Genomic DNA, 25,452 nt, shown 5'->3' on the forward strand with positions numbered 1-25,452 from the left:
AGAACGACTTCGCTGTGTTCGCTTACATCATGCCCGGGCTCGTCCCGGGCATCCTTGTCTCTGGTCCCGTCATTCCGGGGCGATGCGACAGCATCGAGCCCGCAATCCATCTCGCCGCCGGCGCATGCGGCTCGATGGATTCCGGGCTCGCGTTGCGCGTGCCCCGGAATGACAGCGTGACGGAGAGAAAAGACCGCCTAGCGCCCGAACTTCCCGGTGAGCATTTCCTTCAGGATCTGCCGCTTGATGTCCTTGTTGGTGACGCCAGGCTTGTGCCACCACCAGCCGTCGCGCTTCATCTTCTCGCAAGCGGCGACGAAGCGATCGGCAACCTCGGCGAAATCGGCGTCGCTATAGTTCAGGCCGAAGATCAGGCGTCCCGTGCCGACCCAGCTCAGCGCCAGCCCTTCGGCGCGCAGGTAATATTGCAGCATCCAGTTGTAGCGGGACGGCTCGGTATAATGGACCGTCCAGATCGACGAGAGATTGGCGACGCGGACCGGGAGCTCTGCTGCGCTCAGCCGGTCGTTGAGCAGCTTGGCGCGGCCGTTCCAGGTCTCGTCCAGTCCGTTATAGATCGAGCGGAAATTCGGGCTGGCGAGCCGGCTCAGGAACTCGTCCATCGCCGTCATGACGTAAGGGTGCGAATTGAAGGTGCCACGGGCGAAGCAGACGTCGGCCGGCTTGTCATCGCGGAAGCGCCGCATCAATTCCTTGCGGCCGCAGACCACACCGATCGGCAGGCCGCCGGCGAGGCTCTTGCCGTAGGTCACCATGTCGGCGCGCACGCCGAAATATTCCTGGGCGCCCCCGGCGGCGATGCGGAAGCCGACGAACACCTCGTCGAAGATCAAGACGATGCCGCGCTCGGTGCAGACCTCCCGCAGCTTCTTGAGCCATTCGGCATAGGCGGAACGATCGAACCTGGCGCCGCGGGAGCTGTCGACCAGTGCGGAATCGCCGGGCGCATTGGCGTTCGGGTGCAGCGCCTGCAGCGGATTGACCAGCACGCAGGCGATATCGCGCCGCGTGCGGAGCACATGCAGGGTCTTTTCCGACATGTCGGCCAGCGTATAGGTCTCGTGCGGCGAAACCGGATTGCCGACGCCGGGCTGCACGTCGCCCCACCAGCCGTGATAGGCGCCGGCGAAGCGGACCAGATGCGTGCGGCGGGTGTGATAGCGCGCCAGCCGCACCGCCTGCATCACCGCTTCGGTGCCGGACATGTGGAACGAGACCTCGTCGAGGCCCGAGATCTCGCAGAGCCGCTTGACGTTGTCGATGATCACAGGGTGGTAGGGGCCGAGCACCGGGCCGAGCGCATGCGCGCGCTTCTCGCCCTCGGCGATGCACTCCTTGTAGAAGTCGTTGCCGAAGATGTTGACGCCATAGGAGCCGGTGAGGTCGTAGAACACGTTGCCGTCGACATCGGTGACGGTGACGCCCGACGACGACTGCATGAACGCGCTGGTGTTCAGATGCTCGCGCACCAGCCGGCTGAACTGGAACGGCACGCGGTAGCTTTCGGTGAACTGCAGGTCGGAGATATGCTGCGCCGCCTCCGCGGTCATCTGCCGGCCCTTGGCATAGTGCTGGGCGTAGAAGCCGGCGAGGCGGAAGAAGCCGTCCTGCCGCTGCATCGCGATCTCGCGCGGCGCGCCGTCGACGGCGAAGAACTTGTCGATATCGAATTCGTAATGGGGCACCAACCGCGCGACCATCTTGGACATCTTGGAATGTCCGGTCAGCGAGCGATGCTTGGCGCGCGACAGCGCCAGGCGAGCCTGGATCTTGGGGAAAGCTGCGGCGGCGCCGGCAAGCGCGGCGGCGGACAGCGAGAGAATCGGAAGGGACGTATCCATGCCAGAAGCGCTAACGTCGGCAGCTAACAGATTCATGACAGTCCGCGGCCTGATTTCGTCGATAACCCAGCAGGAGGACCTGAATTTCCTGCTGACCAACCGCATCCCGCGGGCGGCCGTGACCCGCTTCATGGGCTGGTTCTCCAAAATCGAGAACCCGATCGTGCGCGACCTCTCGATCGCCTGCTGGCGGCTGTTCTCCGACCTCGACCTGTCGGAGGCCAAGAAGACCGAATTCAAGAGCCTGCACGATTGTTTCACGCGCGAGCTCCGCCCCGGCCTGCGCCCGTTCGATCCGGACCCCGCCGTCATTGCCAGCCCGTCGGACGCCATCATTGGGGCGCATGGCCGGATCGAGGACACCAAACTGTTCCAGATCAAGGGCGCGCCCTACGCGCTGCTCGACCTGCTCGGCGATCCCGCTCTGGTCGAGCGGCACCGCAACGGCCGCTTCATCACCTTGCGGCTGACCTCGAGCATGTATCACCGGTTCCACGCGCCGGCAGACTGCCGGATCGAGAAGGTCACCTTCATTCATGGCGATGTCTGGAACGTCAATCCGATCGCGCTGAAGCGGGTGGAGCGCCTGTTCTGCAAGAACGAGCGCGCGGTGCTGCAGGCGCGTCTTGCAACCGGCGAGCCGCTGACGCTGGTGCCGGTCGCCGCGATCCTGGTCGCAAGCATCCGGCTGCACTTCCTCAATCGCACGCTGAATGCGCAGACCAGGGGCCCGGTCACTTTCCCCTGCGACGCCAGCGCGACGAAAGGCGACGAACTCGGCTGGTTCGAGCACGGCTCAACCATCATCGTGCTCACTCCCGATCGTTTCGAGTTTTGCGAAAATGTCGCCGATGGCGCCCGCATCCGTGCCGGCGAGCCGCTGTTCAGAAAGCCTGCAGCGTAGAGCCACGCGACCACTCTCTGTCCTCATGGTGAGGAGCGCCGCAGGCGCGTCTCGAACCATGAGGCCCGGCCGGTGGCCTCATCCCTCGAGACGCGTTTTGCGCTCCTCGGGATGGGAAGAAACAGCTTCGCCCGCGGAGGCAAACTCCTCGCGCTCCAATCTCGATTTTGCCGCTGGAAGCTCCTATATCGTCCCGATACGATTCGGCATTCGAGCAATTCGGGAACAGAGATGGCGCGGGCGCCTGTTCTGGCGGCGGGAGGCATTGTGCTGCGGCGGCAAGCGACGCCGCTGATTGCGGTCGTGCGCCTGCGCAAGCGGAACGAATGGGTGCTGCCCAAAGGCAAGCTCGACGATGGCGAGACGCCGCGCGCGGCCGCCGAGCGCGAGGTGCTGGAGGAGACCGGGCACGAGGTGTCCGTGCACGAATTCCTGGGCACGCTGGTCTATGACTCCGGCGGCCGCTGCAAGGTCGTGCACTATTGGCGCATGGAAGCGGGCGACGAGCCGGCTTACGAGTTGATGTACGACATCAAGGCGGTCGACTGGTTGCCGCTCGAAGATGCGCTCGATCGTCTGTCGCGCGAACATGAGCGTGCGTTCCTGGAAAATGTCGGCCCAATTGCTCTGAAGGCTGCGGCCCTCGACGGAGCCGCGCGGCGAAAGGCGGCCAAGCCGGCAACGCGGCGGCCCCGTCGCACGGTCGCGCCACCGCCTTCGGTCAGCGAACCGGATACCGTGCCCGCGCAGTTCGATGCGCAGGTCACGCAGGAGGAGCCGCGCTCTACCACCGAGGCGGCGGAGCCCGCGATATCAGCTCCTGCTGCGGCGGAGAGCCAGATCCCGCCGTCGTTTGCGTCTGACATCGAGCCAGTCGTCATCGATGCGGTGCCGATGCGGCCGTCACATGCGTCGCGCAGAAACCTGATCCAGCGCGTCAGGGACTGGCTCCGCCGCGCGGCCTGAACGCCGTGCACTCGCTCACCTCTCCCCAAACGGGGTACCGCGGCGTTGCCACGTCGTCATTGCGAAGCGCAAGCGAAGCAATCCACTCTTCCACTTGCGTAGGGGGTGGATTGCTTCGGGGCGCTCGCAATGACGATGTGGGTAACGATCAGCTCACGCGCTTCCAGGTCTGGCCGCCGCAGAACATGCCGCCGAAGGCGCAGCCCTGGACGCGCAGCGCGTTCGCACCCTTCATCGCGATCGCCGAGTCGTAGTTGCGGCCACTATCGGGATCGCGGATGCGTCCGGTCCACTTCGCGCCTTCCGGCCTCATGTTGATCAGGATGCGCTCGCCGGTGTTCACGGCGTAGCCGCACAGGTTCTGCCCGCACTGCTCGATGCGGACATTGCCCTTGTTCTCTTCGGTCGCCCAGATGCCGACCGGCGAGGTCGGTGCCGGTGCGGCGGCAACGGGCGCAGGTGCAGCCATGACCGGAGCCGGAGCGGGGACGGGCGTCGGCTGGTCGGACCCGACGGAAGGCGGGGGCGTAACGGTCGCGACTGTTGTGGCCGGCGCCGCCGCTCCCGGCGTGGGGGCCGTGGCGACCACGGGCGCGGCCGGCGCAGGCGCGGGAGCGGTCGCCTGGACCGGAGCGGGCGCTGGCGTCGTTTCGGCCACGTCGTCATCATCGTCCTTCTTGGCGCCAAAACTTTTGAGATCGATGTTGCCGAGAGAGCCCTTGAGGCCCGGCGCCGTGATCTTGATGCAGGACAGCGAGTCGCAATTGCGCGGCGCCTCGATGTGAATGCGTTCGCCGTTGATCTGGAAGGTGACGCCATTGCCGGCATGGGCGGCGGTGGTGGCCATCAGCAGCGCGGCGATCGTAACGAGCTTCTTCATGAGAGCCTCCTTGGGGCGGCGAGCGCGGTGAACCGAACGTGCCTGCACCCTATGATCTGCGCCAACCGGCCTCTGTGATTGGTGTCACAGAACGGTCGTACGCGCAGCGCTGTTCGTCAGCTTGCTGCGTTACAAGGCGAGGCTGCACGCCTTCTATTACGGGGCGTTCATGTTTTGCCTGCGCCATGCATGGCTGGCCCCACGTCTCGCCATCTTCAGTCTGGCCGCGCCCGTGGCACAATGTCGCAGATTTGAAGGCGCGCGGTCCTTCGCCGTACGCCGGAATAACGACGACGCACATACGAATAATCAGACGTGCCAGATTCCGCTCCTTCGCAGACATTGACCTTCCGCTGCCCCGCGGAATTGTACGGGGTGCTGCCCCCGCCGACCCGCGCCTCGCTCGGCCTGCCGGACTGGCTGAAGACAATGCCGGGACAGGCATTCAACGCGATCAATCTGCGCGAAGAAAACACCGTCAAGCGCTGCCCGCCTTTTATCGATGCCATGACCTCCGGCTTCCTGATCCCGCTGATGTGCGATCTCAGATTCGAGAACGGCGAGATCACCTGGGATAACGAGCTTCCGCCAGGCGGCTCTGTCAGCTTCACGCGCTCGCCGATCGGATTTCATGATGCGAGCCAGGTGACCGGCACGCCGTTGTTCGAGGCCGATCGCTTCCTGATCAAATTCCACAATCTCTGGACGATCGAAGCGCCCGAGGGCTATGCGGTGCTGTTCACGCATCCGTTCAATCGCCACGACCTGCCGTTCACGACGCTGACGGGCATCGTCGATTGCGACCGCTATCACGACAACTGGATTCACTTTCCCGCCCACTGGCACGACGTGAATTTCTGCGGCGTGCTGCCGAAGGGCACGCCGATCGCGCAATGCATTCCGGTGAAGCGCGAGAACTGGACGGCGCACACCGCGCCGTTCACCGAAGAAGAGACGCAGCGGGCGCACGACCTCACCAACCGCATCCAACGCGAACCGGGCTTCTACCGCCGTCAGTTGCGTGCGTGAGCCCGACCCTGCTTTGCTAGCGCCGACGCAAAGCTCTTCCATCTATCCAGCCGCAGGGCGAGCTCGCACCTTGCGATTGCGAGACCAAGGCGATCTGCACTACCGATAGAGTTGCTCGCGTTAAGATCTCTCCGCGAGCCATTCTGCTGCGGTACCGGAATGCGCTCGGCGGCGGACTTGTCAACGCCGGATCAATCTGCTCAGTATGCCCGAAATTGTGCTGCGCAACAGGCGCCGGCACCAGAGTCGATATGCAAGCGAGGAAACAAGAAAATGCTCAAAATGACGAGGGTCATCTTCGTGGCCCTGCCGATGCTCAGTGGTGCAGCCTACGCGCAGGAGACCGTCAAGATCGGCTACATCGATCCTCTGTCCGGCGGCGGCGCCAGTGTCGGTGAAGGCGGGCTGAAGACATTCCAGTATCTGGCCGATGAGCTGAACGCCAAGGGCGGTATTCTGGGCCGTAAAGTCGAGATCCTGCCGCTCGACAACAAGACCAATCCGCAGGAAAGCCTGATCCAGGCCCAGAAGGCGATCGACGCAGGTGCCCATTACATCACCCAGGGCAACGGCTCCTCGGTCGGCGCGGCGCTGGAGGACTTCGTCACCAAGCACAATACGCGTAACCCCGGCAAGGAAGTGCTTTACTTCAACTACGCCGCGGTCGATCCGAGCATGACCAACGAGAAGTGCAGCTTCTGGCACTTCCGCTGGGATGCCAACTCCGACATCAAGATGGAAGCTCTCACCAACTACATGAAGGGCAATGCCGCCATCAAGAAAGTCTACCTGATCAACCAGGATTATTCGTTCGGCCAGTCGGTGCGGACCCAGGCGCGCAAGATGCTGGGAGAGAAGCGGCCCGATGTCCAGGTCGTCGGCGACGAGCTGCATCCGCTGCTCAAGATCACCGACTTCTCGCCCTATGTCGCCAAGATCAAGGCTTCGGGTGCCGATAGCGTGGTGACCGGCAACTGGGGACAGGATATCGCGCTGCTGCTCAAGGCGGCCGCCGATGCCGGGCTCAAGGTCAACTGGTACACCTATTATGCCGGCGGCGCCGGCGGCCCGACTGCGATCAAGCAGACCGGCCTCGATCATCAGGTGTTCCAGATCAGCGAGGGTATCCCCAATTCGGACGTCCCGGCGGCGATGGAGTTCGAGAAGGCGTTCCGCGCCAAGGTCGGCATCTCGCTGTGGTATCCGCGCGCGGTGAACGAGATGCGCATGTTCAAGGCGGCCGCGGAAAAGGCGAACTCGCTCGACCCGGTGAAGGTCGCCGCCGCGCTCGAGGACCTGAAGTTCAACGTTCTCGATGGCGGCAGCGGCGTCATGCGCAAGGACGACCATCAGTTCTTCCAGCCGATCTATATCTCCTCGTTCGGCAGCCGCAGCGAGAAGGAGCCGTTCGACGAGGAGAACACCGGCTGGGGCTGGCGCATGGTGGCAAAGATCGACACGCCACAGACCGTGCTGCCGACCACCTGCAAGATGACGCGGCCATGATGCGCGCGGCGTCCGTCCCGTTCCGGATCGCCGGAGCGGGACGGACGGTTGCGTTGCTCGCTGTGATGCCGGAGTGGATGGATACTTTCAGGTCTCTGCCCAGCGATCGCTTGGGGCAGACACTAGTGGATGAACCGTGCTCGAGTTGATCGTGATTTCTACGCTCAATGGCGTCCTGTTCGGGATGCTGTTGTTCCTTCTGTCCAGCGGCCTCACCGTGATCTTCAGCATGATGGGCGTGCTCAATTTCGCCCATGCCAGCTTCTACATGCTGGGCGCGTTCTTCGGCTATCAGCTCACCAAGTGGATCGGGTTTTGGCCGGCGCTGGTGCTCGCGCCATTGCTCGTGGGTGCCGTCGGCATGGCGGTCGAGCGTTACGGCCTGCGCAACACCCACAAGCACGGACACGTCGCCGAATTGCTGCTGACGTTCGGGCTCGCCTTTGCCATCGAGGAAGTCGTCTCGATGATCTGGGGCAAGAGCCCGGTGGACTATCGGGTGCCGGCGGCGCTGGACTTTCCGGCCTTCACGGTTTTCTCCACCAACTATCCTGCGTACAAGATTTTCATGCTGGCGATCTCGGGGTTGATCTTCGTTGCGCTTTTGATTGCGCTCAAGCGCACCCGGGTCGGACTCATCGTACAGGCGGCGCTGACCCACCCCCACATGGTCGGGCATCTCGGCCATAATGTCGGGCGGGTGTTCATGCTGGTGTTCGGCGTCGGCAGCGCGCTTGCCGGTCTCGCCGGCGTCATCGCCGGTCCGGCGTTGGTGACGCAATCCGACATGGCCGCCTTGCTCGGCCCGATCCTGTTCGTCGTCATCGTGTTCGGCGGCCTCGGCTCGTTGCCGGGCGCATTCATCGCCTCGCTCTTCATCGGGCTGGTGCAGACCTTTGCTGTCGCGCTGAACGGCTCGCTCGCCAGCGCGTTCGGCCCGCTGGATCCCGGCACCGGGCCCTCGGTCCTCACCGACATCTGGAATGTCACGATCGCCCAGATCGCGCCGGTTCTGCCCTATGTGCTGCTGGTGGTCATCCTGATCGTCCGTCCCATGGGCCTGCTCGGCACACGCGAAACATGACCAGCACCGTCACCTCTGCGTCTGATATCGCCGCGAAGCCGTCCGGCCAGAACCTGCGCTTCTACGGCCTGTGGGTGGTCGCGGCGATCGCGCTCGTCGCATTGCCCCTGATCTTCTCCTCGGGGGGCTCGCTCACTTCCTTCAGCCTGATCGGCATCGCGATCATCTTCGCGCTGTCCTACAACATTCTGCTTGGCGAGACCGGGCTGTTGTCGTTCGGCCATGCGGTGCATTACGGGCTCGGCGGCTTTGCCGCCGTCCATGTCATGAATGCGGTCACGGCGCATGGTTGGCCGATTCCGCTGCCGCTCATTCCACTGCTCGGCGGCATCGGCGGGCTCGTCTTCGCACTCCTGATCGGCTGGGTGATGACCCGGCGCGCCGGCACGGTGTTCGCGATGATCTCGCTCGGCATCGGCGAACTGGTCGCATCCTCGTCGCTGATCCTGCGCAGCGTGTTCGGCGGCGAATCCGGCATCAGCACCGATCGCACGGCTTTGCCGCACATTTTCGGCTGGACCTTCGGGCCGCAAATTCAGGTCTATTATCTGATCGCGTTCTGGGTGCTGGTCTCGGCAATCGCAATGTACGCGCTCACCCGCACGCCGCTCGGGCGCATCTGCAACGCGGTCCGCGACAACCCTGGGCGGGTCGAGTTCATCGGCTACGATCCTCACGTCGTCCGCTATCTCGCCTATTGTTTTGCCGGCTTCTTTGCCGGCATCGCCGGCGGTCTTGCGGCCATCAATTTCGAGATCGCCAACTCCGCCTATCTCGGCGCAGTGCAGTCCGGCATGGTGCTGTTTGCGACCTTCATCGGCGGCGCGTCCTACTTCTTCGGTCCGATCCTGGGCGCCATTCTCGTCACCTATCTGCAACTCGGGCTGACCAGCGTGACCAGCGTGTGGCAGCTCTATTTCGGCATCATCTTCATCGGCATCGTGATGTTCGCGCCGGGCGGCATTGCCGGCCTCGTGATGATGCACCGGCCGCTGATCCGCGCCAGGACGCTCGGCATGGTGATCCCGTCCTATCTCGTCGCAGCGCTGCCGACGCTGGCGCTGGCCTGCGGTGTCATTCTCGTGATCGAGACGGTGGCGCGCTACGCGGTAACCGGAGGTGAGGGCAACATTGTCAAACTGCTCGGCATTCCCTTCAACACGACCGCGCCCGCGACCTGGGCCATTGCGGCCGTGCTGGTCATCGGCGGCTTCATTGTCGCCCGCATCACCTGGCGGCGCATCGCCGGGGCCTGGGACCGCGCCGCCGGCATCGCCCGTGACCGGGGGTATCTCGCGTGACGTCAGCCATCGAAGTTCGTGCCGTCGAAAAGCACTTCGGCAATGTGAGCATCATCAAGGACCTCAATCTGAGCGTCTCGAAAGGTGAACGCCACGCGATCATCGGCCCCAACGGGGCCGGCAAGTCGACGACGTTCAACCTGATCAGCGGCTACATCAAGCCGAGTTCGGGTGAGATCCGGCTGAATGGCGACGTCATCTCGGGGTTGCGGCCGTTCGAAATCAACCGGCGCGGCCTGTCGCGCTCGTTCCAGGTGACCAACGTGTTCGCCCGCATGACCGTGTGGGAGAATGTGCGCTGCGCCGTGCTCTGGGCCACCGGCCATCGCTATGCGTTCTGGAAGAACGTCGATGACCTGCCGGAGGTGCGCCGGCGCACCGCCGAGATCCTGGACGATATTCACCTCAGCCACCGCCGCGACGTGCCGGCGGGACTTCTCACCTATGCCGAACAGCGCGAACTTGAGATCGGCATCACCATCGCCGGCGGCGCCAACGTCATCATGCTGGACGAGCCGACCGCGGGCATGAGCCACGCGGAAACGGAACGCGCCGTCGCCCTGATCCGTCGCCTGACCGAGGGCCGCACGCTCGTGATCGTCGAACACGACATGAGCGTGGTGTTCGGCCTTGCCGACCGCATCTCGGTTCTGGTCTACGGCCACATCATCGCCTCCGGCACGCCCGAGGAGATCCGGGCGAATCCGAAGGTCAAGGAAGCCTATCTCGGCGAAGAGGCGCATTGATGCTCGAGGTCAGGGATCTGCACGCCTATTACGGCAAGAGCCACATTCTCCAGGGTGTCGACCTTTCCATCTCGGCCGGCGAGGTGGTGAGCCTGCTTGGCCGCAACGGCGTCGGCCGCTCCACCACGGTCAAGGCGATCATGGGCGAGGTGCCGCCCCAGGGGACCATCCGCTTCAAGGGTCAGGACATCGCCGGGCTGCCGAGCCACAGGATCGCGCGTCTCGGGCTCGGCTATGTACCGGAGCACCGCGACATCTTCCCCGGCCTCACGGTCCGTCAGAATCTCCTGCTCGGCATCAAGAACACGCGTCGGCCAGGCAAATGGCGGCTGCAGGACATGCTCGACATGTTCCCCAATCTCGCGGCGCGCGCCGATACGCCCGCCGGCGTCCTGTCCGGCGGCGAAAAGCAGATGCTGACCACCTGCCGGACGCTGATGGGGGACCCCGAGCTCATCATGATCGATGAGCCCACGGAAGGACTTGCGCCGCTGATCGTGCAGCAGGTCGGCGACCTGATCGCGCACATCGCCAAGGCGGGCGTTGCCATCCTGCTGGTCGAGCAGAAGCTGTCCATCGCGCTCAGGATCTCGCATCGCGTCTACATCATGGGCCACGGCCGCATCGTGTTCGAAGGCACGCCCGACCAGCTCAGGGCCAACGAAGCCGTCCGCAAGGAATGGCTCGAAGTGTGAAGACCGGAACGGCAGCATCGCGAATGCGACGCTGTCCTGCTTCTGCTCCAGCAGGATCGCAACGCCTGCCTTCGCTCCGGCGGGAACACAGATGCGTGACATCGCATCAATAGAGCTTTGCCTTCGGAGTTCATCAACCTACCTGATCACATCACTCGGCTGGAATTGCCCGACGGGCGAAAGCGATCATGACAAACGACCTGAACGCCCGCATTCAAACCAACCAACGGGCACTGACCGCCGATCTGAAATCAGACTATGATTTCATCGTTTGTGGAGCGGGTTCGTCCGGCTCGGTTGTGGCGCGGCGCCTGGCGGAGAATGCCGATGTGAGCGTTCTCCTGCTCGAAGCGGGCGGCGGCGACGAGATGCCTGACATCATGGACCCGCTGCGCTGGCCGGCGCTTCGTCGTGGCGAGCAGGACTGGTCGTTCAACGCCATGCCGAATCCACGATTGAACGGACGCGCCATTCCCATGTCGATGGGCCGGGTCCTGGGTGGCGGGTCCAGCATCAACGTCATGGTCTGGTCGCGCGGACACAAGACCGATTGGGACGACTTCGCGACCGAGGCCGGGGACGATGGCTGGAGCTATCAATCCGTGCTGCAGATCTATCGGCGCATCGAAAACTGGCACGGCGTGCCGGATGCAGATCGCCGCGGCTCCGACGGGTTGGTGTTCGTGCAGCCGGCGCCCGATCCTCATCCTCTCGCCGCCGCCATGCTGGAGGCTTTCGAGGCGGTGGGCGTTCCGATCTTTGATGACCAAAACGGCCTGATGATGGAAGGGCAGGGCGGAGCCGCGCTCACAAATCTATGCGTGCGCGACGGCAGACGGCAATCGATCTTCCGGTCCTACGTCTATCCCTGCATGGATCGACCGAACCTTACGGTCCTGACCGGTGCGCTGGTTACTCGTCTTATCTTTGCGGGCCGGCGAGTCACCGGCGTGGAGTTCGCGCGGGAGGGCAAGCTGCATCGCATCTGCGCCGCCTGCGAGGTCGTATTGTCGCTGGGCGCTATTCATACTCCTAAGCTGCTCATGCAATCCGGCATCGGCGACGAGGCCGAGTTGAAACGCGTCGGCATTCCTCTCGTTCAGAATCTGCCAGGCGTGGGCCGCAATTTCCAGGATCACTTCATGGCGCCATCGGTCTGGGAGGCGTCGGAGCCGATCGAGCGGCGCAACAATCTGACCGAGGCGACCGCGTTGTGGCGAAGCGATCCCGCGCTCGATGCGCCGGACCTGCAGACACTCATTGTCGAAGCGCCCTATGCGAGTCCAGCGGTCGCCAAGGTCCCGCTGCCGCCCAATAGCTGGTCGCTGACCAATGCGGTGTTACGCACGGCCAGCCGAGGTCAGCTCCGTCTCACCGGGCCTGATCCGCGCGACCCGATCGAGATCGATGCAAACTGTTTCAGTGATCCGGCCGACCTGAGGGCGCTCAGGATCTGTGTCGAATTCTGTCGGGACATCGGCAATTCCAAGTCATTGCGGCGCTTCGCCAAGCACGAGTTGCTGCCGGGCCCGGTCAGCCGCGCTGAGCTCGATACCTTCATCCGCAACGCCACGGTGAGCCATTCGCACCAAAGCTGCACCGCCAAGATGGGGCGCGATGCCATGTCGGTGGTCGATCACGAACTGCGGGTCTATGGCCTGGACAACCTGAGGATCGCCGACGGATCGATCCTGCCGCGGGTGACGACCGGCAACACCATGGCCCCCTGCGTCGTCATCGGCGAGCGTGCCGGCGATATGTTGAAGGCCGCTCATCGTCTGTGAATATCGGCGCTTTGGGAGCGAAGCGGACGTCCTCGCCGGGCTGCGTGACCCGATTGAGGTACTCCGTTGCCGTACCTGCGTTTTGCCGCGGCCGGTTCCCCACGTGTGTCATATGTGCCGCACTGTGGACCTATTCCTCGAACGAATTCCTATCTGCCGCACTGTGGTCGCATTCCGACGTGCATGGTCGGCAGGAGCGCAGGCTATCGCCTTGTTCCTTCTAAGTTGGGGAGAAAGTACGTGAAGAAAATCGTGATTGCAGTCGGCGTAACGTTTGCCATGGTGACTGCCGCCAGCGCGGCCGATCTCCCGCGCCGAGAGCCTGTGCCCGCCTATCCGGCGGCTCCGGTCGGCAAGATGCCGATTGGCAAGACCCCGGTCGGGAAGACGCCGGTCGGCAAGACGCCTGTGGTAGCGCCGCGCTACTGACGCGATACCGACTCGGGTCTCGTTGAATCTGGGCGTTATCGTCGACGGTTAAGGGGGCAAAGCGTGGCAGACAGGCCGACAAGATCGGGACTGTGCTTGCTTGGGGCATTCACACTCGCAGTCTTGCTCCAGGGCGAAATCCAGTCAGCTTCTGCTCAGGAAGCTGACGTTCGCGCCGGTTCGGAACGTGTCATTCTCCAGAAGCGGGACATCAACAAGCGCGTCGCCAACGCGAACGCGCTTGCTTCCAGTGACGCGGCCGCTGATTCGCAACCGGCGCCGCGCTCGGCCCGAAAATCGACGTCGAGGTCGGCAAAGGGCCCGTACTATGTCGATTTCAGAGCCAGGACGGCGGCGAGCTGGGGGCATGCTTTCGTCTGGTATGGAAAGACGAGCGAACGAGCCGTTGATGTTGCCGGCCTTACCCCCGCGGGCGACACCTTCGCCTATGTGCTCGGCCATTTGACCGTGGTGCCGTCCGAGACCGGCGCAAGCTATGGCGATCTCGATCCGGAGTACCTGACCGCGAGCTACCGGGTCTACCTGGACGAGGCCGACGCAAAACGGGTTTTCGCATACATCAAGAAATTGCAGGCGAATTCACCGGTGTGGAACGCCGAGACATTCAATTGCACCGGGTTTATCGGCGACATCGCAAGCTTTATGGGATTGAAAGTCCCTCACCGCTGGCAGCGTCCCGAGGAGTACGTCAACAATCTCAAGGCGATGAATGACGGGCGCCAGATCGTGCGCCTGTCGCCAGAGCAATAGCGCGCCGTTCGGCCTCAGCTTTTCAGGCGGCGGATCGGTTCTTGATCGCGCCGACAATGGCCGTGAGGATGGCGCCACCTGCGCCACCACCGATCACTTGGGCAATGATCGACCCGATGTCGAAATTGCCGCTCTGGATCGATGTCGCGACCGCCGGCCACGCCAGAGTGATGATCTGACCGAGAACACCTCCGCCGACGAGGCCGGCAATCGTGTTGCCGAGCGTGCCCAGATCAAAGGTCTGGGACGCCTTTCCCGCTGCGTTTCCGCCGAGGGCACCCGCTACCAGATTGATGAGAATCTGCTCCATAAGAAGCCTCCCCTTAGGTGCGGTGCAGAACGATTCTGAGCGGCTCAGATGTCGATTCGCGGCTAGAGCATGATCCGGAAAAGTGGGACCGGTTTTCCGAAAAAGATCATGCTCAAACAAAGAGCTAGAGCGGGATGACGATTCGAAGAAAAGTCATCATGCTCTAGGCGGTCCGGCCCCTGATCGCCCGCCACAGAAAGATGATGATGCAGGCGCCGATGAAGCCGGCGACCAGGTAGCCGATCCATCCACCGAGGGCGATGCCAAACAGGCCGAGCAGCCAATTTGCCAACGCCGCACCGACGATGCCAAGGATGATGTTCATCAGAATGCCGGTGCCGGATTTCATGAACATCTCGGCGAACCAGCCTGCAAAACCACCAATGATGATTGCGGCAATCCACCCAATCTCCGCCTCGTGCATTTGGATACTCCCTGTGATTGTGGGCTAATACTATCACAACAGCCTGCCGATTCGCCGGTACAAACGTGTTTGCGCTGCACAGCAGCCGTGCACACGCTTGCCAGCCGCCATGCTCGCGGCGTAGCTGTACGCCGGACAACGTCCGAGCCACGCCCACGCACCAATTGACGTTGTTTCGGCGCGAGCCGTCTTTCAACCGACAACGAATCTAGAATCTCGCCCGTGCCAGCACGCGGAACGTGCGGCCCTGGCCGGGCGAGATGTTGTTGTTGCCGTCGGCGGTCGCCCAATAGCCCGTGTTGAAGATGTTCTCGACATTGAGCTGGGCGCTCCATGTCTCGTCGATCTTCGCGAACAGGCCCGCATCAAAACGCCAGAAGCCCGGGAGCCGCACCGTGTCGTCGGACGAGGCAAAGGAATCCGAGAAGTAGATGATGCCGAGGGAAGCAGCCCATCGCTGATCGATCTGATACTTGTTCCACCATGCGAACTGATTGAACGGTACGAGCTGCACGCGATTGCCGGGCACGATCGTCGCCGACGTCGCGCTGGTGACGCGCGCGTCGGTATAGGCGTAGCCGAACGTCGTCTGCCAATCAGGCGTCACGTAACCCGTTATCGCCGTCTCGAAGCCGCGGATCTGGTTGGCGCCGCTGGGGAAGAAGAAGCCGGGGTTGTTGGGATCAGCAATCGGCACGTTGGTGCGGTTGAGCTCGTACAGCGCGGCCGTGAACAGAAGCTTGGGCTGGATGTTCCATTTGACCCCGACCTCGGTGTTCTCAAATTTCTGTGGCTGCAAGATCAGCGTTCCCGGGTTCAGCGCGCTGAACTGGTCGCCGGACGCGGGCAAGAAGGAGGTGCTGTAGGCGGTGTAGACGGAAAGGTTGTCGATTGGCTTCACGATGATCGCAACGCGCGGCGAGACCTTCTCATCGACCCTGCTGCGGTTGATGTTGGTATTGAAATCGAACGCCGACAGCTCAAAGCTGTCGTAGCGGGCGCCGAGGAAGAATTGCAGCCAGTGGGTCGCCTCGATCTGATCTTGCACATAGCCCGAAGCGATATTCAGCCGGTACTTGCTGTTGGCGTCGGTCGGAAGATGGGTGAACACGACCGGCCCGAAATAGGTCGGGTTGAATGGATTGACGACGTCGAACGCCCTGTTGCCGTTGTTCGGGAAGATGCCGGAGTCGCGCCTGGACAGGCCGGTCTGCCGGCCGAATTCGGTGCCGAACGCGACTGTATGAAGAACGGATCCCGTCGCGGTCTTGTAGATGAAGTCGGTTTGGTTGAACACGTTCTCGCGCGGCGTATAGTTCTGATAGGCGTTGAGCGAGAGCCGGGTGAGATCGGGGGTCACCGCGCCGCCGCCGGGACCGCCGCCGGTGCCGCCAGGATAGACGTTGCGATAGCCGCGATTGTAGTCGGCATAGAGCGTGGAGTTCTTCACGGTCAGCCCGTTGCCGAAATCATGCTCGATCACGGCCATGCCGGTCTGCACCTCGACCTTGGCGCTGTTGTAGATCGGGCTGCCGAAGAACGTCGTCAGATCGCCATTCGGTGCAAACGGCGCGGTCGGATTGAAGCGCGTGGCGCCGCCGGGAATGCCGAGCGACGGATTACCGCGATCCGCAAGGCGGTCATCGTGGTAGAATTCGTAGCTGAGCTTGATCTTGGTGTCGTCGGTCGGCTTCAGCGTCACGGTCGGATTGAAACCGTATCGCTCGAAGTGACCATAGTCGCGGAACGTATCGCTGTTCTCGTAGAAGGTGTTCAGCCGCACCGCGACGTTCTCGTTCACGGCCTGTCCCGCATCGAGCGACACCCGCTTGTCGTTATAGGAGCCGGTCTGCATCGTCGCTTCGTAGATTCGCGATCCGTCCGCTTCCTTCAAGGTCCGGTTCACGAGACCGCCGCCGGCACCGCGTCCGAAGGTCAGCGCGCTCGGTCCTTTCAGCACCTCGACGCTCTGGGCGTTGTAGAGGTCGCGGAAATACTGCACGTCGTCGCGGAAGCCGTTGACATAAAAATTCGCGCTGGAGTCGACGCCGCGAATGACGAGCTCGTCGCGATTGCCTTCGCCCTGGTGGATGGCCACGCCGGGAACGTAGCGCGTCACGTCAGTCAGGGTCTGAAAGCCCTGGTCCTCGATGTACTGCCTGGTCAGGACGCTGACGGACTGTGGGATGTCGATCAGCGGCGTGTTCGTCTTCGTGGCCACCGCCGTGCTGTTGGCATAGACGCCGACCGTGCCGGTGCGGGCATCCTGGGTTGGACCAAACGCGGGCTTTTCGCTTGAAACCGGCTCGTTTCGGCGCGCGAGCTGAGTGCGCCGTCCCCGTCGCGCATTCGTGGATGTGCGCGTGGCCGGCGGCGCCGGACGTCGCCGCGTCTCCGGCGGGTTGACCGTGACCGCAGGCAGCGAGGCTGCGCCCCCCTGGCTCGGTGCTGGCTGCGTTTGTGCGTCCGCTTCCCCGATGGACAGACACAGCGCGACACAGCTTGCCGAGCCAAACAGCCGAAGGCTCGCCCGCGATAGTTTCATCATGTTTGTTATGCCCCAAGAACGTTGTTGGCCGCGCCTCATGGCGTGCGGCGACCAACACTTGAACACGAAGGTGGCGGTGCAATTCCACCTCCAAAGTTTTGAATAGTTCGAATTTGCTCTGGCGCGAGAGAAGCGGCTGGAATGATTCTAAAGATGGCGAGTGTCGCGGAAGTCAGCGCTCGTCACGAGAGACGATCGATGATGGCGGCCTTGATGCCTTTGCGGATCTGCTCGGCCAGCGGCGTCTTCGCAGATCGATCGAGCTCCAACGGCAGTGGCTTGATCATGTCTCGTGGTACACGATTTTTGCGGCTTCTTGGTACTTTTTTCAGGCCCAGGGAAGGGCACTTATGCGGAGCAGAGGAGAGCTACCAGCCAGAGAGGACACCACCATGAACATGCGATCCATCTTCGGCGCAGCTTACGCCGCCATTGCCATCGCCACCGCAATGCCTGTCGCCGCGCACGGCGCCGGCGAGAAGGTCACGCCGCAGTTCCAGCAGGCGATACCCAACATTCCCGGCAAGTCACTGATTGCGGTGGTCGTCGACTATGAGCCGGGCGGAGCGTCCGCTTCGCACACTCACGCAAAATCGGCCTTCATCTTCGGCTACGTCCTGTCGGGCGAAATCGAGTCGCAGGTGAATGACGAACCGAGGCGGGTCTACCGCGCCGGGGAGAGTTTCTACGAGACGCCGGGCTCGCGCCATCCCGTCAGTCGTAATGCGAGCAAGACCGAGCCTGCAAAGCTGCTCGCGGTGTTCGTCGTCGATACCGACGACAAGGAACTGACTACCTACGTCAAGTAAACCTACCCATCAGGAGCAAGAACATGAGCAAGCGCCTTGACTACAACCAGATCGCACCGGCAGGCGTGAAAGCGCTGGGCGGCGTATACGGCTACATCAGCTTCCGAAACACGCCGCAGGCTGCGATCGAGAAGTAGGCCTGGATCAGCTACTGGGCGAGAGGCTGTCCAGGCGCTGCTCGGCCAGCGCATCCGCCGGCAGATCCTCGGCATTCGGGTCACCTGGCGCGGTAGCCCAGGCCAGTTCGACGAGTGTCACGATCCTTCGGCCGGCACCGTCGAGCTGGCAGACGATGAGGCCCTGATCCTCGATATATGTCAGCAGACGCTGTGCGCGGCGCAGCGAGTGTGAGCCATAGGCGCGGGCAATCGCTGCATCGCTGGGGCAGGGCCAGCCCTCCTTCGCGGCGCGAGCGAGCATCATGAACACGCCCTGCATGTCCTCCGGCAGAATGGAGGCGCGGAGCGAGACATCCTGCCATGCGTCGTCCTCCTCCAGATCGGAGCCGAGCCCGGCACGGGCGCGCGTCAGCATGCGGCGGAAGTCGTTCAGATCAGGCACTGCCGAACCGAGTCCCTCGATCCGGCAGCGGACCGCGAACTCCTGATAGAGGACGCCGATGGCGCGGAATCCCGCATCGGGTTCGGCGAGGACGGCGCTCAGAATGCGGTCCACCTGCTCACGCCGCTCTGCCATTTCCTCGACGCTGATTGGCACCTCAATCGCCTCGGGAGGATTGTTCTGGACCGCGGACTTCGCCGCCCTGAGCTGGTCGAGAAGATCCGGCGCCGGTCGGCGCTGAGGCCGGCTGGTCTCCGGCGCGGCTGCCAGGATAACGGCGCGCGCATCTTCCAGTGTCGCTTCGGGCAACGGCATCAGCCGCGGAGTCGCATTGCGCGCGCTTGTATCCGTTGGACCAATGCGCAGCCCCAGCGGACGGCGGGATAGCGCCGGGCCCAGCGCCATGAATTGTCCGCGCTCCAGGTCCCGGAACGCCTCTGCCTGCCGCCGCTCCATGCCGAGAAGATCGGCGGCGCGTGCCATGTCGATGTCGAGGAAAGTTCGGCCCATCAGGAAATTGGACGCCTCGGCCGCGACGTTCTTGGCAAGCTTCGCAAGTCGCTGGGTCGCGATGACTCCGGCAAGCCCACGTTTGCGGCCACGGCACATGAGGTTCGTCATGGCGCCGAGCGAGAGCTTGCGCGCTTCGTCCGAAACTTCTCCGGCGATCGCCGGCGCGAACAGTTGCGCCTCGTCCACCACCACCAGCATCGGGTACCAATGGTCGCGCTCGACGTCGAACAGTCCGCCGAGGAAGGCTGCGGCGCGACGCATCTGATTCTCTGCGTCCAGTCCTTCGAGGTTGAGCACCGCGGAGACGCGATGAATGCGCGCCCGCTCGCCGGCGACCTGGAGGGTTCGCTCGGTATGGTCCTCGGCATCGATCACGAGGTGACCGAAGCGATCGGCCAGCGTCACGAAGTCGCCTTCGGGATCGATGATGACCTGTTGGACCCAGGCGGCGCTCTGTTCGAGCAGCCGGCGCAGCAGATGGGATTTGCCCGAGCCTGAATTGCCCTGCACCAGCAGGCGGGTCGCCAGCAATTCCTCGAGATCCAGAACGGCCGGGGCGCCGGCCGTCGTGTGCCCCATCTCGATCGCAACGGTCATGTCCCGACTCAAACTCTCTTCGCGCAGAGGGCTTATCAATCCGATCGCCGGCCGTCGAGCGCCACATGGCCAATCAGCCAGTGTTCCACACGACTGTTGCCTTCGAGAAGTGCGGAACTGAACCATACGATCGATTGCGCTCCCCCAGCCTTGAAATTCGCAGTTCTCCGGCTATGTGAATTCATCGGGCGGGAGACGGCATATGACATGCAGCCGAGTCAGGCCTGCGCGCGTTGATGACGCTGAGGCGCTCACGCAGATCGCGGTGCGTGCGACGAAGCATAATGGATACGACGACGATGCCATCTCGCGCTTCATGCCGGCGCTCAAGATCAACCTGACGCTGATCGCGGCCGGACTGGTCTTTGTGGCCGAGGACGAACAGGGCGTTCCGCGCGGCTACGTGTCCCTAAGACCTACGGGAATGGGGGGCCTCATTCTCCTCGAAGGCATTTTCGTCGATCCAGCTTGCTCGCGGAGCCTGGTTGGCACACGGCTTTTTGCCGCCGCGGTTGAGCATTCGAGAAAGATGGCAGGCAGCGTAATCCTGATCTATTCGAGCCCACACGCGGTGGATTTCTATGCCCGTCTCGGTGCTACACGGATAGGCATGACGCCGTTCGTGTTTTCCCCGGACGTGCAGCTATCGATGTTCGCGTTTACGATTCCGCCTTCGGGCGAGACCGCCGCTGGCGCGGCCTAGGCACGGCATGACCGGCCGCGTGGGGGCAGGGCGGGCAGGTCCGGTCTGTCCCTCCGGCTTGTTCAGTGATCTTCACGAATCCCGCCTGAACGAGCTGCGTGATGGGCCGGGGCGCTCTTTCCTGGAACTGCGCGCCGCCACGAGCTTCGCGCGCTTGATGACAATACGAGGTCGCCATGAAGAGGCAACGCAGATCCCCGCGCCAGTTTATAGCCGGTTCACCGAAGGATTCGAGACGGCGGATTTGCGGTGTGCGCGAACGATGCTCCAAGCCGCGTCACCCGACGGAGTCCGAAGGCGATGACGGCACCCTAGCTTATCAGAAATCTCGCCGCGGCGCTGGGGCGGAGAAAAAAGCGGCCGTGCGAGTTCGCGGCGAGTGACATGATCGCACGGCCGGTCATCTCGGGCCTGCCGCGAGCCGCTTCGCGCAGGCTTGCCTCACCGTCGGCGCGCTCGCCCAGCTCCAGCAGGCAGATCCCGAGATTGGCTCGCGTTGCCGCATCATCCGGCCGCAGCGCGAGCGCGCGGCGGAAGACATCGACGGCCGCGGCGTAGTCGCCGTCCAGCACCATCACGCGGGCGAGTTCGGCCAGCACGTCGTGACGCGAAGGCGCGGCGGCGGCCGCCTGCTGCAGCATCGCGCGCGCCTCGGCACGCGCGTTGCGACCGATATGGAGCGACGCCAGGCGAAGCTGCAGCTCGATGATTCCGGGCGTGAGCGCAAGACCCTGTTCGAGCACGGCGATCGCCTCATCGATCTTTCCGTCGGATGCGAGCTGGCCGCCATATTCAAGGAAAGCGGGCGGGAAGGCCGGCCGTCGCGCGATGGCCTGGCGCAACAGAACGAGCGCGTCGTCGCGCCGGCCTGTGGCCGCGAACGCGGTGGCGAGCAGGGTTGCGGCTGCAGGATCGTCGCCGCGACGCACCGCCTTCTGCAATGGCGTGATCGCTTCATCGAAGCGATTCTGCAGCATCAGCGCGCGGCCGAGCAGCGCCGCAGCCGCCACGTTGCCGCGGTTCGCCTTGAAGACCGCCGCCGCCAATCGCTCGGCCTCATCAGGCCGCTGCATCTGCAGTGCCAGGGCGGCGCGTTGCAGCGTCTGGTCGGCGACGCCGGGCCGTTCAGTCTTTGAAGACAAGTGAGATGTTCGCTCGTTGCAAATATACCACAAGTGCTGCGCATGTCTTACACGCAATTGCGTTGTTATCAAACTGTTACGTGCCGTCTCCAGATTGCCGCGCACCGCAAGTTTCAGGGGGCTGGTGGTGAAAGTTGAGTTGTTGAACCATGCGAGCAGGCTCGCATTGGTTGTTGCTGCGTCGTCTATCGCGTTTGGTTCTGCGTTTGCTGCAAGCTTCAGTGTGCCACCCGACGATCCGGCGACCGCGAAGACGGTCTCGAACAATGATACCGGTTTCATCGCGGATGGAAGCACGCTGTCGGTGATCGGAACGGCGATCACCTGGACCACCGGGCTCGCTTCGCCGGGCGTCGTCATCACCAATAACGGCACGATTTCGGCGACGTCGCGCGGCGTCGATACGTCGAACAGCGCGATCAGCGGCAATTTCACGCTGATCAACAACAAGGGTGCGGTGTTCACCTCGTCCAATGATGCGTTCCGGATCCAAAGCGGTCTCACCAGCGGAACGGTCAAGGTCGACAATTTCGGCACCATCCAGTCGACCAACAACGGCCGCGTGTTCGACTTCAACTCGGTGACCTCGAACGCGGCAGTGTTCTCGATCACGAATCAGGCCGGCGGCACGCTCAAGGCGACCGGCAACGACGTGATGCGCATCGGCGCGGGCACCACCACCATTACCAATTCCGGATTGATCGACGCCTCGGCTCGCGCGATCCGCGCGACCACCAATCTCAACAACGTCACGTCGCTCACGATCATCAACAATGCCGGCGCGACCATCCAGGCGGTCGACGACGCCATCCAGATCAACGGTTCCGGCAGCACCAATTCGACCACGACAGCGTCGTTCTCGGTCGACAATGCGGGCACCATCAAGTCGACGACGGGCCAAGCGCTCGACTTCGACAACCTGACTTCGACGGCGGCGACGGTCACCATCACCAATCGCGCCAGCGGCCTCATCACCGCTGACAATGCCGATGCGATGCGGCCGGGCCAGAACTTCACGATCCACAACTACGGCCAGATCGTCGCCAATTCGGTGCCGGAGCCCACGGACCGCCCGGGCTCCGACGGCATCGACCTGCAGGAAGGACACAGCGGCACCGTGTACAACTACGCTGGCGGCCTGATCTCGGGTGCCAAGAACGGCACCGCGGGCGATCTTGGCAGCAATATCACGGTCTACAACTACGCCGGCGCCACCATCATCGGCCGCGACGGCTCGGGCGTCGGATCGGGCGGCGATGCCGTCGTGACCAACTACGGCACCATCACCGGCGCGATCGACACCACGTCGGCGCGCGGCGATGGCGACGGCCTGGACATCGATGGCGTTCTCACGCTTCTGACGAATTACGGCACCATCCAGGGCACCGGCGCCAAGGGCGCGGACGATGGCCTGCGTTTCAACAACAGCGAGGGCATCACGGCCAGCGGCGGCACGATCCGCAACTACGGCAACATCTCGGGAGCCGGCGCGGGCATCGTGATCAACAATGATTCCAATCCGGACGGCTCGCGCAGCGGCACGACGGCGCTCGACCTGATCAACCATGCCGGCGCCACGATCGTCGGCAACAGCAGCTATGCGATCCGCTCCGAGAACAAGACCGGCACCGCCGCCGGCGACAACGACACCATCGTCAATTACGGCACGATCATTGGCAATGGCGCGATCCCGGACCCGAACGGCACGACACTGCTGCAGAACGGCAATCCCGATCCGGGTTCGGTCGGCACGCTCAACGGCGTGACCTACACCGGGACCGGCGCGACCCGCTTCATCCGCGGCGACGGCGCGGCGATCCAGACCGGCGAGGGCGATGACATCCTTTCCAACTACGGCGTGATCATCGGCAACACCGGCCGCGCCGTCAGCATGGAAGGCGGCAACGACACGCTCAATCTGTATGGCGGCTCCAGCATCGCAGGTCGGATCGACGGCGGCGTCGGCACCAACACCATCAACCTGTACGGCCCGGGCTCGGGCACGCTGGCGAACGTCATCAATTTCCAGGCGTTGAACGTGCAGGGCGGCAGGTGGACCATCACCGACGCGCAGGCCTATCAGAACGGCACCGGCGTGTTTGCCGGCGCCACCTTGCTGGTGAACGGCGCGCTCGCCAGCGCTGTGACGATCAATGGCGGCGGCACGCTCGGCGGCATCGGCAGCGTTGGCGATACCGTGGTTACTGGCGGCGTCCTCGCGCCGGGCACGACGACCTCAGGCACGCTCTCGGTGCAGGGCAATCTCAGCTTCACGGCAGCCTCCACCTACCTGGTGCAGGTCGACGGCGCGGGCGCAGGCCGGACCAACGTCACCGGCACCGCCACGCTGGGCGGCGCGGCGGTGAACGTGTCCTTCCTCGGCGCGTCGCTGCAGAAGCACTACACGGTCCTGAACGCGAGCGGCGGCGTCGGCGGCACGTTCGCTTCACCTGTCACGACCAACCTGCCTTCGGTCAGCGCGGGCCTCAGCTATGACGCCACGAACGTCTATCTGGATGTCGCGCTGAACTTCGCCTCCGCCACCGGCCTCAACGTCAATCAGGCCACGCTGGCGAACGTGCTGACAGGTTTCTTCGACAGCAATGGCAGCATCCCCGGAGCCTTCGGCGGCCTGACGCCGGCCGGATTGACGCAAGCGTCCGGCGAGACCGCGACGGGCTCGCAGCAGACTACCTTCAACGCGATGAACATGTTCATGGGGATCATGACCGATCCCACCATCGCCGGACGCGGCGACAACACATCTCCATTGCCGGGCGCCGCGCAGTACGCCGATGACGATGCCGAGAGCGCGAATGCCTACGCGTCGGCGCGGAAGCCGCGATCACGCGCCGAGCACGACGCCTATGCCGCCGTGTATCGAAAGGCGCCGCCGCCCGTGCAGGCCTTGCAGCGCTGGAGTGTCTGGGCCTCCGGCTTCGGCGGCTCGCAGACCACCGACGGCAACGCCGCGCTCGGATCGAACAATACCTCGAGCCGCATCTATGGCGCGGCCGTTGGTGCCGACTACCGGATCGCACCGAACACGCTGATAGGCTTCACGCTCGCCGGCGGCGGTACCAATTTCTCGGTCGCCAATTCGCTCGGAAGCGGTCGCTCCGACCTGTTCCAGGCCGGCGTCTTCGCGCGTCACGACGTCGGCGCGGCCTACGTCCTGGGCGCGCTCGCCTATGGCTGGCAGGACATCACGACCGACCGCACCGTGATCGGAGCCGGCCTCGACCGGTTGCACGCCGAGTTCAATGCCAACGCTTACTCGGGCCGCGTCGAAGGCGGTTACCGGCTGCTGACGCCGTGGATAGGTGCGGTCACGCCCTATGCTGCCGCACAATTCACGACATTCGATCTGCCGGCCTATACCGAGCAGGTGGTGGCTGGTGTCGGCGCGTTCGCTCTGGCTTATGGTGCCAAGACCGTGACGGCGCCGCGCAGCGAATTGGGCGTGCGCACCGACAAGTCGTTCGCGATACCCGATGCAATCCTCACCCTGCGCGGCCGCTTCGCCTGGGCGCATGATTTCAACACCGATCGCAATGTCGCGGCGACCTTCCAGGCGCTGCCCGGCGCATCCTTTGTCGTTGGTGGCGCAGCGCCTGCGCACGATGCGGCGCTCACCACGGTATCTGCCGAAGTGAACTGGATGAACGGGTGGTCGACGGCCGCGACGTTCGAAGGCGAGTTCTCCGACGTCACGCGCTCCTACGCCGGCAAGGGTGTCGTGCGCTATAGCTGGTAAGGCTAATCACAACAGCGCCCGGCGGGAGAGCCACCGGGCGCAGTCCAATCCAGGTTAGCAGGGAAAGCCTACAACAGGCCGAGCACGATCGCGCCGACAAAGGCGAACGCAACATAGGCGGCGACGACGCT

21 protein-coding genes and 1 pseudogene are annotated in these 25,452 nt (G+C 63.6%); 15 read left to right on the plus strand and 7 right to left on the minus strand.

The window, feature by feature from the left end:
- Positions 1-197: 197 nt before the first annotated feature.
- The gene (locus I6F35_RS29445; protein WP_225121160.1) at positions 198-1,862 is read right to left on the minus strand and encodes an aminotransferase class III-fold pyridoxal phosphate-dependent enzyme; all 1,665 of its coding nucleotides are present in this window, start codon (positions 1,860-1,862) and stop codon (positions 198-200) included.
- Positions 1,863-1,896: 34 nt separating this feature from the next.
- Between I6F35_RS29445 and asd the strand changes: the two genes are divergently transcribed.
- Positions 1,897-2,766 carry an archaetidylserine decarboxylase gene (asd, locus tag I6F35_RS29450; RefSeq protein WP_225121161.1) on the plus strand — a complete coding sequence of 290 codons (870 nt, stop codon included), beginning with the start codon at positions 1,897-1,899 and terminating at the stop codon, positions 2,764-2,766.
- 231 nt (positions 2,767-2,997) lie between these two features.
- Positions 2,998-3,732 (plus strand): NUDIX hydrolase, encoded by a 735-nt coding sequence (locus I6F35_RS29455; RefSeq protein WP_225121162.1) that lies wholly within the window; start codon positions 2,998-3,000, stop codon positions 3,730-3,732.
- A 148-nt stretch (positions 3,733-3,880) separates the two neighbouring features.
- On the opposite strand, the gene I6F35_RS29460 is transcribed toward I6F35_RS29455, so the two are convergent.
- The gene (locus I6F35_RS29460) at positions 3,881-4,612 is read right to left on the minus strand and encodes a DUF2147 domain-containing protein (RefSeq protein WP_225121163.1); all 732 of its coding nucleotides are present in this window, start codon (positions 4,610-4,612) and stop codon (positions 3,881-3,883) included.
- 315 nt (positions 4,613-4,927) lie between these two features.
- Between I6F35_RS29460 and I6F35_RS29465 the strand changes: the two genes are divergently transcribed.
- From I6F35_RS29465 to I6F35_RS29505, 9 genes are all read left to right on the plus strand, one after another.
- Positions 4,928-5,641 carry a hypothetical protein gene (locus tag I6F35_RS29465; protein WP_225121164.1) on the plus strand — a complete coding sequence of 238 codons (714 nt, stop codon included), beginning with the start codon at positions 4,928-4,930 and terminating at the stop codon, positions 5,639-5,641.
- A gap of 273 nt (positions 5,642-5,914) precedes the next feature.
- Positions 5,915-7,147, plus strand: coding sequence for a branched-chain amino acid ABC transporter substrate-binding protein (locus tag I6F35_RS29470; RefSeq protein WP_225121165.1), 1,233 nt, complete (start codon positions 5,915-5,917; stop codon positions 7,145-7,147).
- A 136-nt stretch (positions 7,148-7,283) separates the two neighbouring features.
- The gene (locus tag I6F35_RS29475; RefSeq protein WP_225121166.1) at positions 7,284-8,231 is read left to right on the plus strand and encodes a branched-chain amino acid ABC transporter permease; all 948 of its coding nucleotides are present in this window, start codon (positions 7,284-7,286) and stop codon (positions 8,229-8,231) included.
- Entirely contained in the window at positions 8,228-9,532 is a 1,305-nt protein-coding gene (locus I6F35_RS29480) for a branched-chain amino acid ABC transporter permease (RefSeq protein ID WP_225121167.1), read from the plus strand. Before I6F35_RS29475 ends, I6F35_RS29480 begins: the two co-directional genes overlap by 4 nt.
- The gene (locus tag I6F35_RS29485) at positions 9,529-10,278 is read left to right on the plus strand and encodes an ABC transporter ATP-binding protein (RefSeq protein WP_225121168.1); all 750 of its coding nucleotides are present in this window, start codon (positions 9,529-9,531) and stop codon (positions 10,276-10,278) included. The genes I6F35_RS29480 and I6F35_RS29485 overlap by 4 nt, the downstream gene beginning before the upstream one ends.
- On the plus strand, positions 10,278-10,973 hold the full coding sequence (locus tag I6F35_RS29490; RefSeq protein WP_225121169.1) for an ABC transporter ATP-binding protein: 696 nt from the start codon (positions 10,278-10,280) through the stop codon (positions 10,971-10,973). The genes I6F35_RS29485 and I6F35_RS29490 overlap by 1 nt, the downstream gene beginning before the upstream one ends.
- 188 nt (positions 10,974-11,161) lie before the next feature.
- Positions 11,162-12,757 carry a GMC family oxidoreductase N-terminal domain-containing protein gene (locus I6F35_RS29495; RefSeq protein WP_225121170.1) on the plus strand — a complete coding sequence of 532 codons (1,596 nt, stop codon included), beginning with the start codon at positions 11,162-11,164 and terminating at the stop codon, positions 12,755-12,757.
- A gap of 240 nt (positions 12,758-12,997) precedes the next feature.
- On the plus strand, positions 12,998-13,186 hold the full coding sequence (locus I6F35_RS29500; protein WP_225121171.1) for a hypothetical protein: 189 nt from the start codon (positions 12,998-13,000) through the stop codon (positions 13,184-13,186).
- 63 nt (positions 13,187-13,249) lie between these two features.
- Positions 13,250-13,957: a hypothetical protein gene (locus I6F35_RS29505; RefSeq protein WP_225121172.1), complete on the plus strand. Its 708-nt coding sequence runs from the start codon at positions 13,250-13,252 to the stop codon at positions 13,955-13,957.
- 22 nt (positions 13,958-13,979) lie between these two features.
- Here I6F35_RS29505 and I6F35_RS29510 read toward each other — a convergent pair whose 3' ends face one another.
- The 3 genes from I6F35_RS29510 to I6F35_RS29520 all read right to left on the minus strand — a co-directional run bounded on the left by I6F35_RS29510 (position 13,980) and on the right by I6F35_RS29520 (position 17,239).
- Positions 13,980-14,267, minus strand: coding sequence for a hypothetical protein (locus I6F35_RS29510; RefSeq protein WP_225121173.1), 288 nt, complete (start codon positions 14,265-14,267; stop codon positions 13,980-13,982).
- A gap of 163 nt (positions 14,268-14,430) precedes the next feature.
- Entirely contained in the window at positions 14,431-14,691 is a 261-nt protein-coding gene (locus tag I6F35_RS29515) for a GlsB/YeaQ/YmgE family stress response membrane protein (RefSeq protein ID WP_225121174.1), read from the minus strand.
- Positions 14,692-14,899: 208 nt separating this feature from the next.
- Positions 14,900-17,239 (minus strand): TonB-dependent siderophore receptor, encoded by a 2,340-nt coding sequence (locus tag I6F35_RS29520; protein ID WP_225121175.1) that lies wholly within the window; start codon positions 17,237-17,239, stop codon positions 14,900-14,902.
- A 392-nt stretch (positions 17,240-17,631) separates the two neighbouring features.
- Here I6F35_RS29520 and I6F35_RS29525 point away from each other — a divergent pair, with 392 nt between their 5' ends.
- On the plus strand, positions 17,632-18,048 hold the full coding sequence (locus I6F35_RS29525; RefSeq protein WP_225121176.1) for a cupin domain-containing protein: 417 nt from the start codon (positions 17,632-17,634) through the stop codon (positions 18,046-18,048).
- Between the two features lie 23 nt (positions 18,049-18,071).
- A pseudogene (locus I6F35_RS29530) lies at positions 18,072-18,146 on the plus strand (carboxymuconolactone decarboxylase family protein); the annotation flags it as partial.
- Between the two features lie 46 nt (positions 18,147-18,192).
- Here the strand turns inward: I6F35_RS29530 and I6F35_RS29535 are convergent.
- Complete coding sequence (locus I6F35_RS29535) at positions 18,193-19,719, minus strand: ATP-binding protein (RefSeq protein ID WP_225121177.1); 1,527 nt, start codon at positions 19,717-19,719, stop codon at positions 18,193-18,195.
- Positions 19,720-19,984: 265 nt separating this feature from the next.
- Here I6F35_RS29535 and I6F35_RS29540 point away from each other — a divergent pair, with 265 nt between their 5' ends.
- The gene (locus I6F35_RS29540) at positions 19,985-20,422 is read left to right on the plus strand and encodes a GNAT family N-acetyltransferase (protein WP_225121178.1); all 438 of its coding nucleotides are present in this window, start codon (positions 19,985-19,987) and stop codon (positions 20,420-20,422) included.
- A 311-nt stretch (positions 20,423-20,733) separates the two neighbouring features.
- Here I6F35_RS29540 and I6F35_RS29545 read toward each other — a convergent pair whose 3' ends face one another.
- Positions 20,734-21,564 (minus strand): tetratricopeptide repeat protein, encoded by an 831-nt coding sequence (locus tag I6F35_RS29545; protein ID WP_225121179.1) that lies wholly within the window; start codon positions 21,562-21,564, stop codon positions 20,734-20,736.
- A 223-nt stretch (positions 21,565-21,787) separates the two neighbouring features.
- Here I6F35_RS29545 and I6F35_RS29550 point away from each other — a divergent pair, with 223 nt between their 5' ends.
- A complete protein-coding gene (locus I6F35_RS29550; protein WP_225121180.1) occupies positions 21,788-25,321 on the plus strand; it encodes an autotransporter outer membrane beta-barrel domain-containing protein in 3,534 nt (1,177 codons plus the stop codon).
- Positions 25,322-25,452: the final 131 nt, after the last annotated feature.

Source organism: Bradyrhizobium sp. BRP22 (assembly GCF_020194175.1).
Lineage (GTDB): Bacteria > Pseudomonadota > Alphaproteobacteria > Rhizobiales > Xanthobacteraceae > Bradyrhizobium.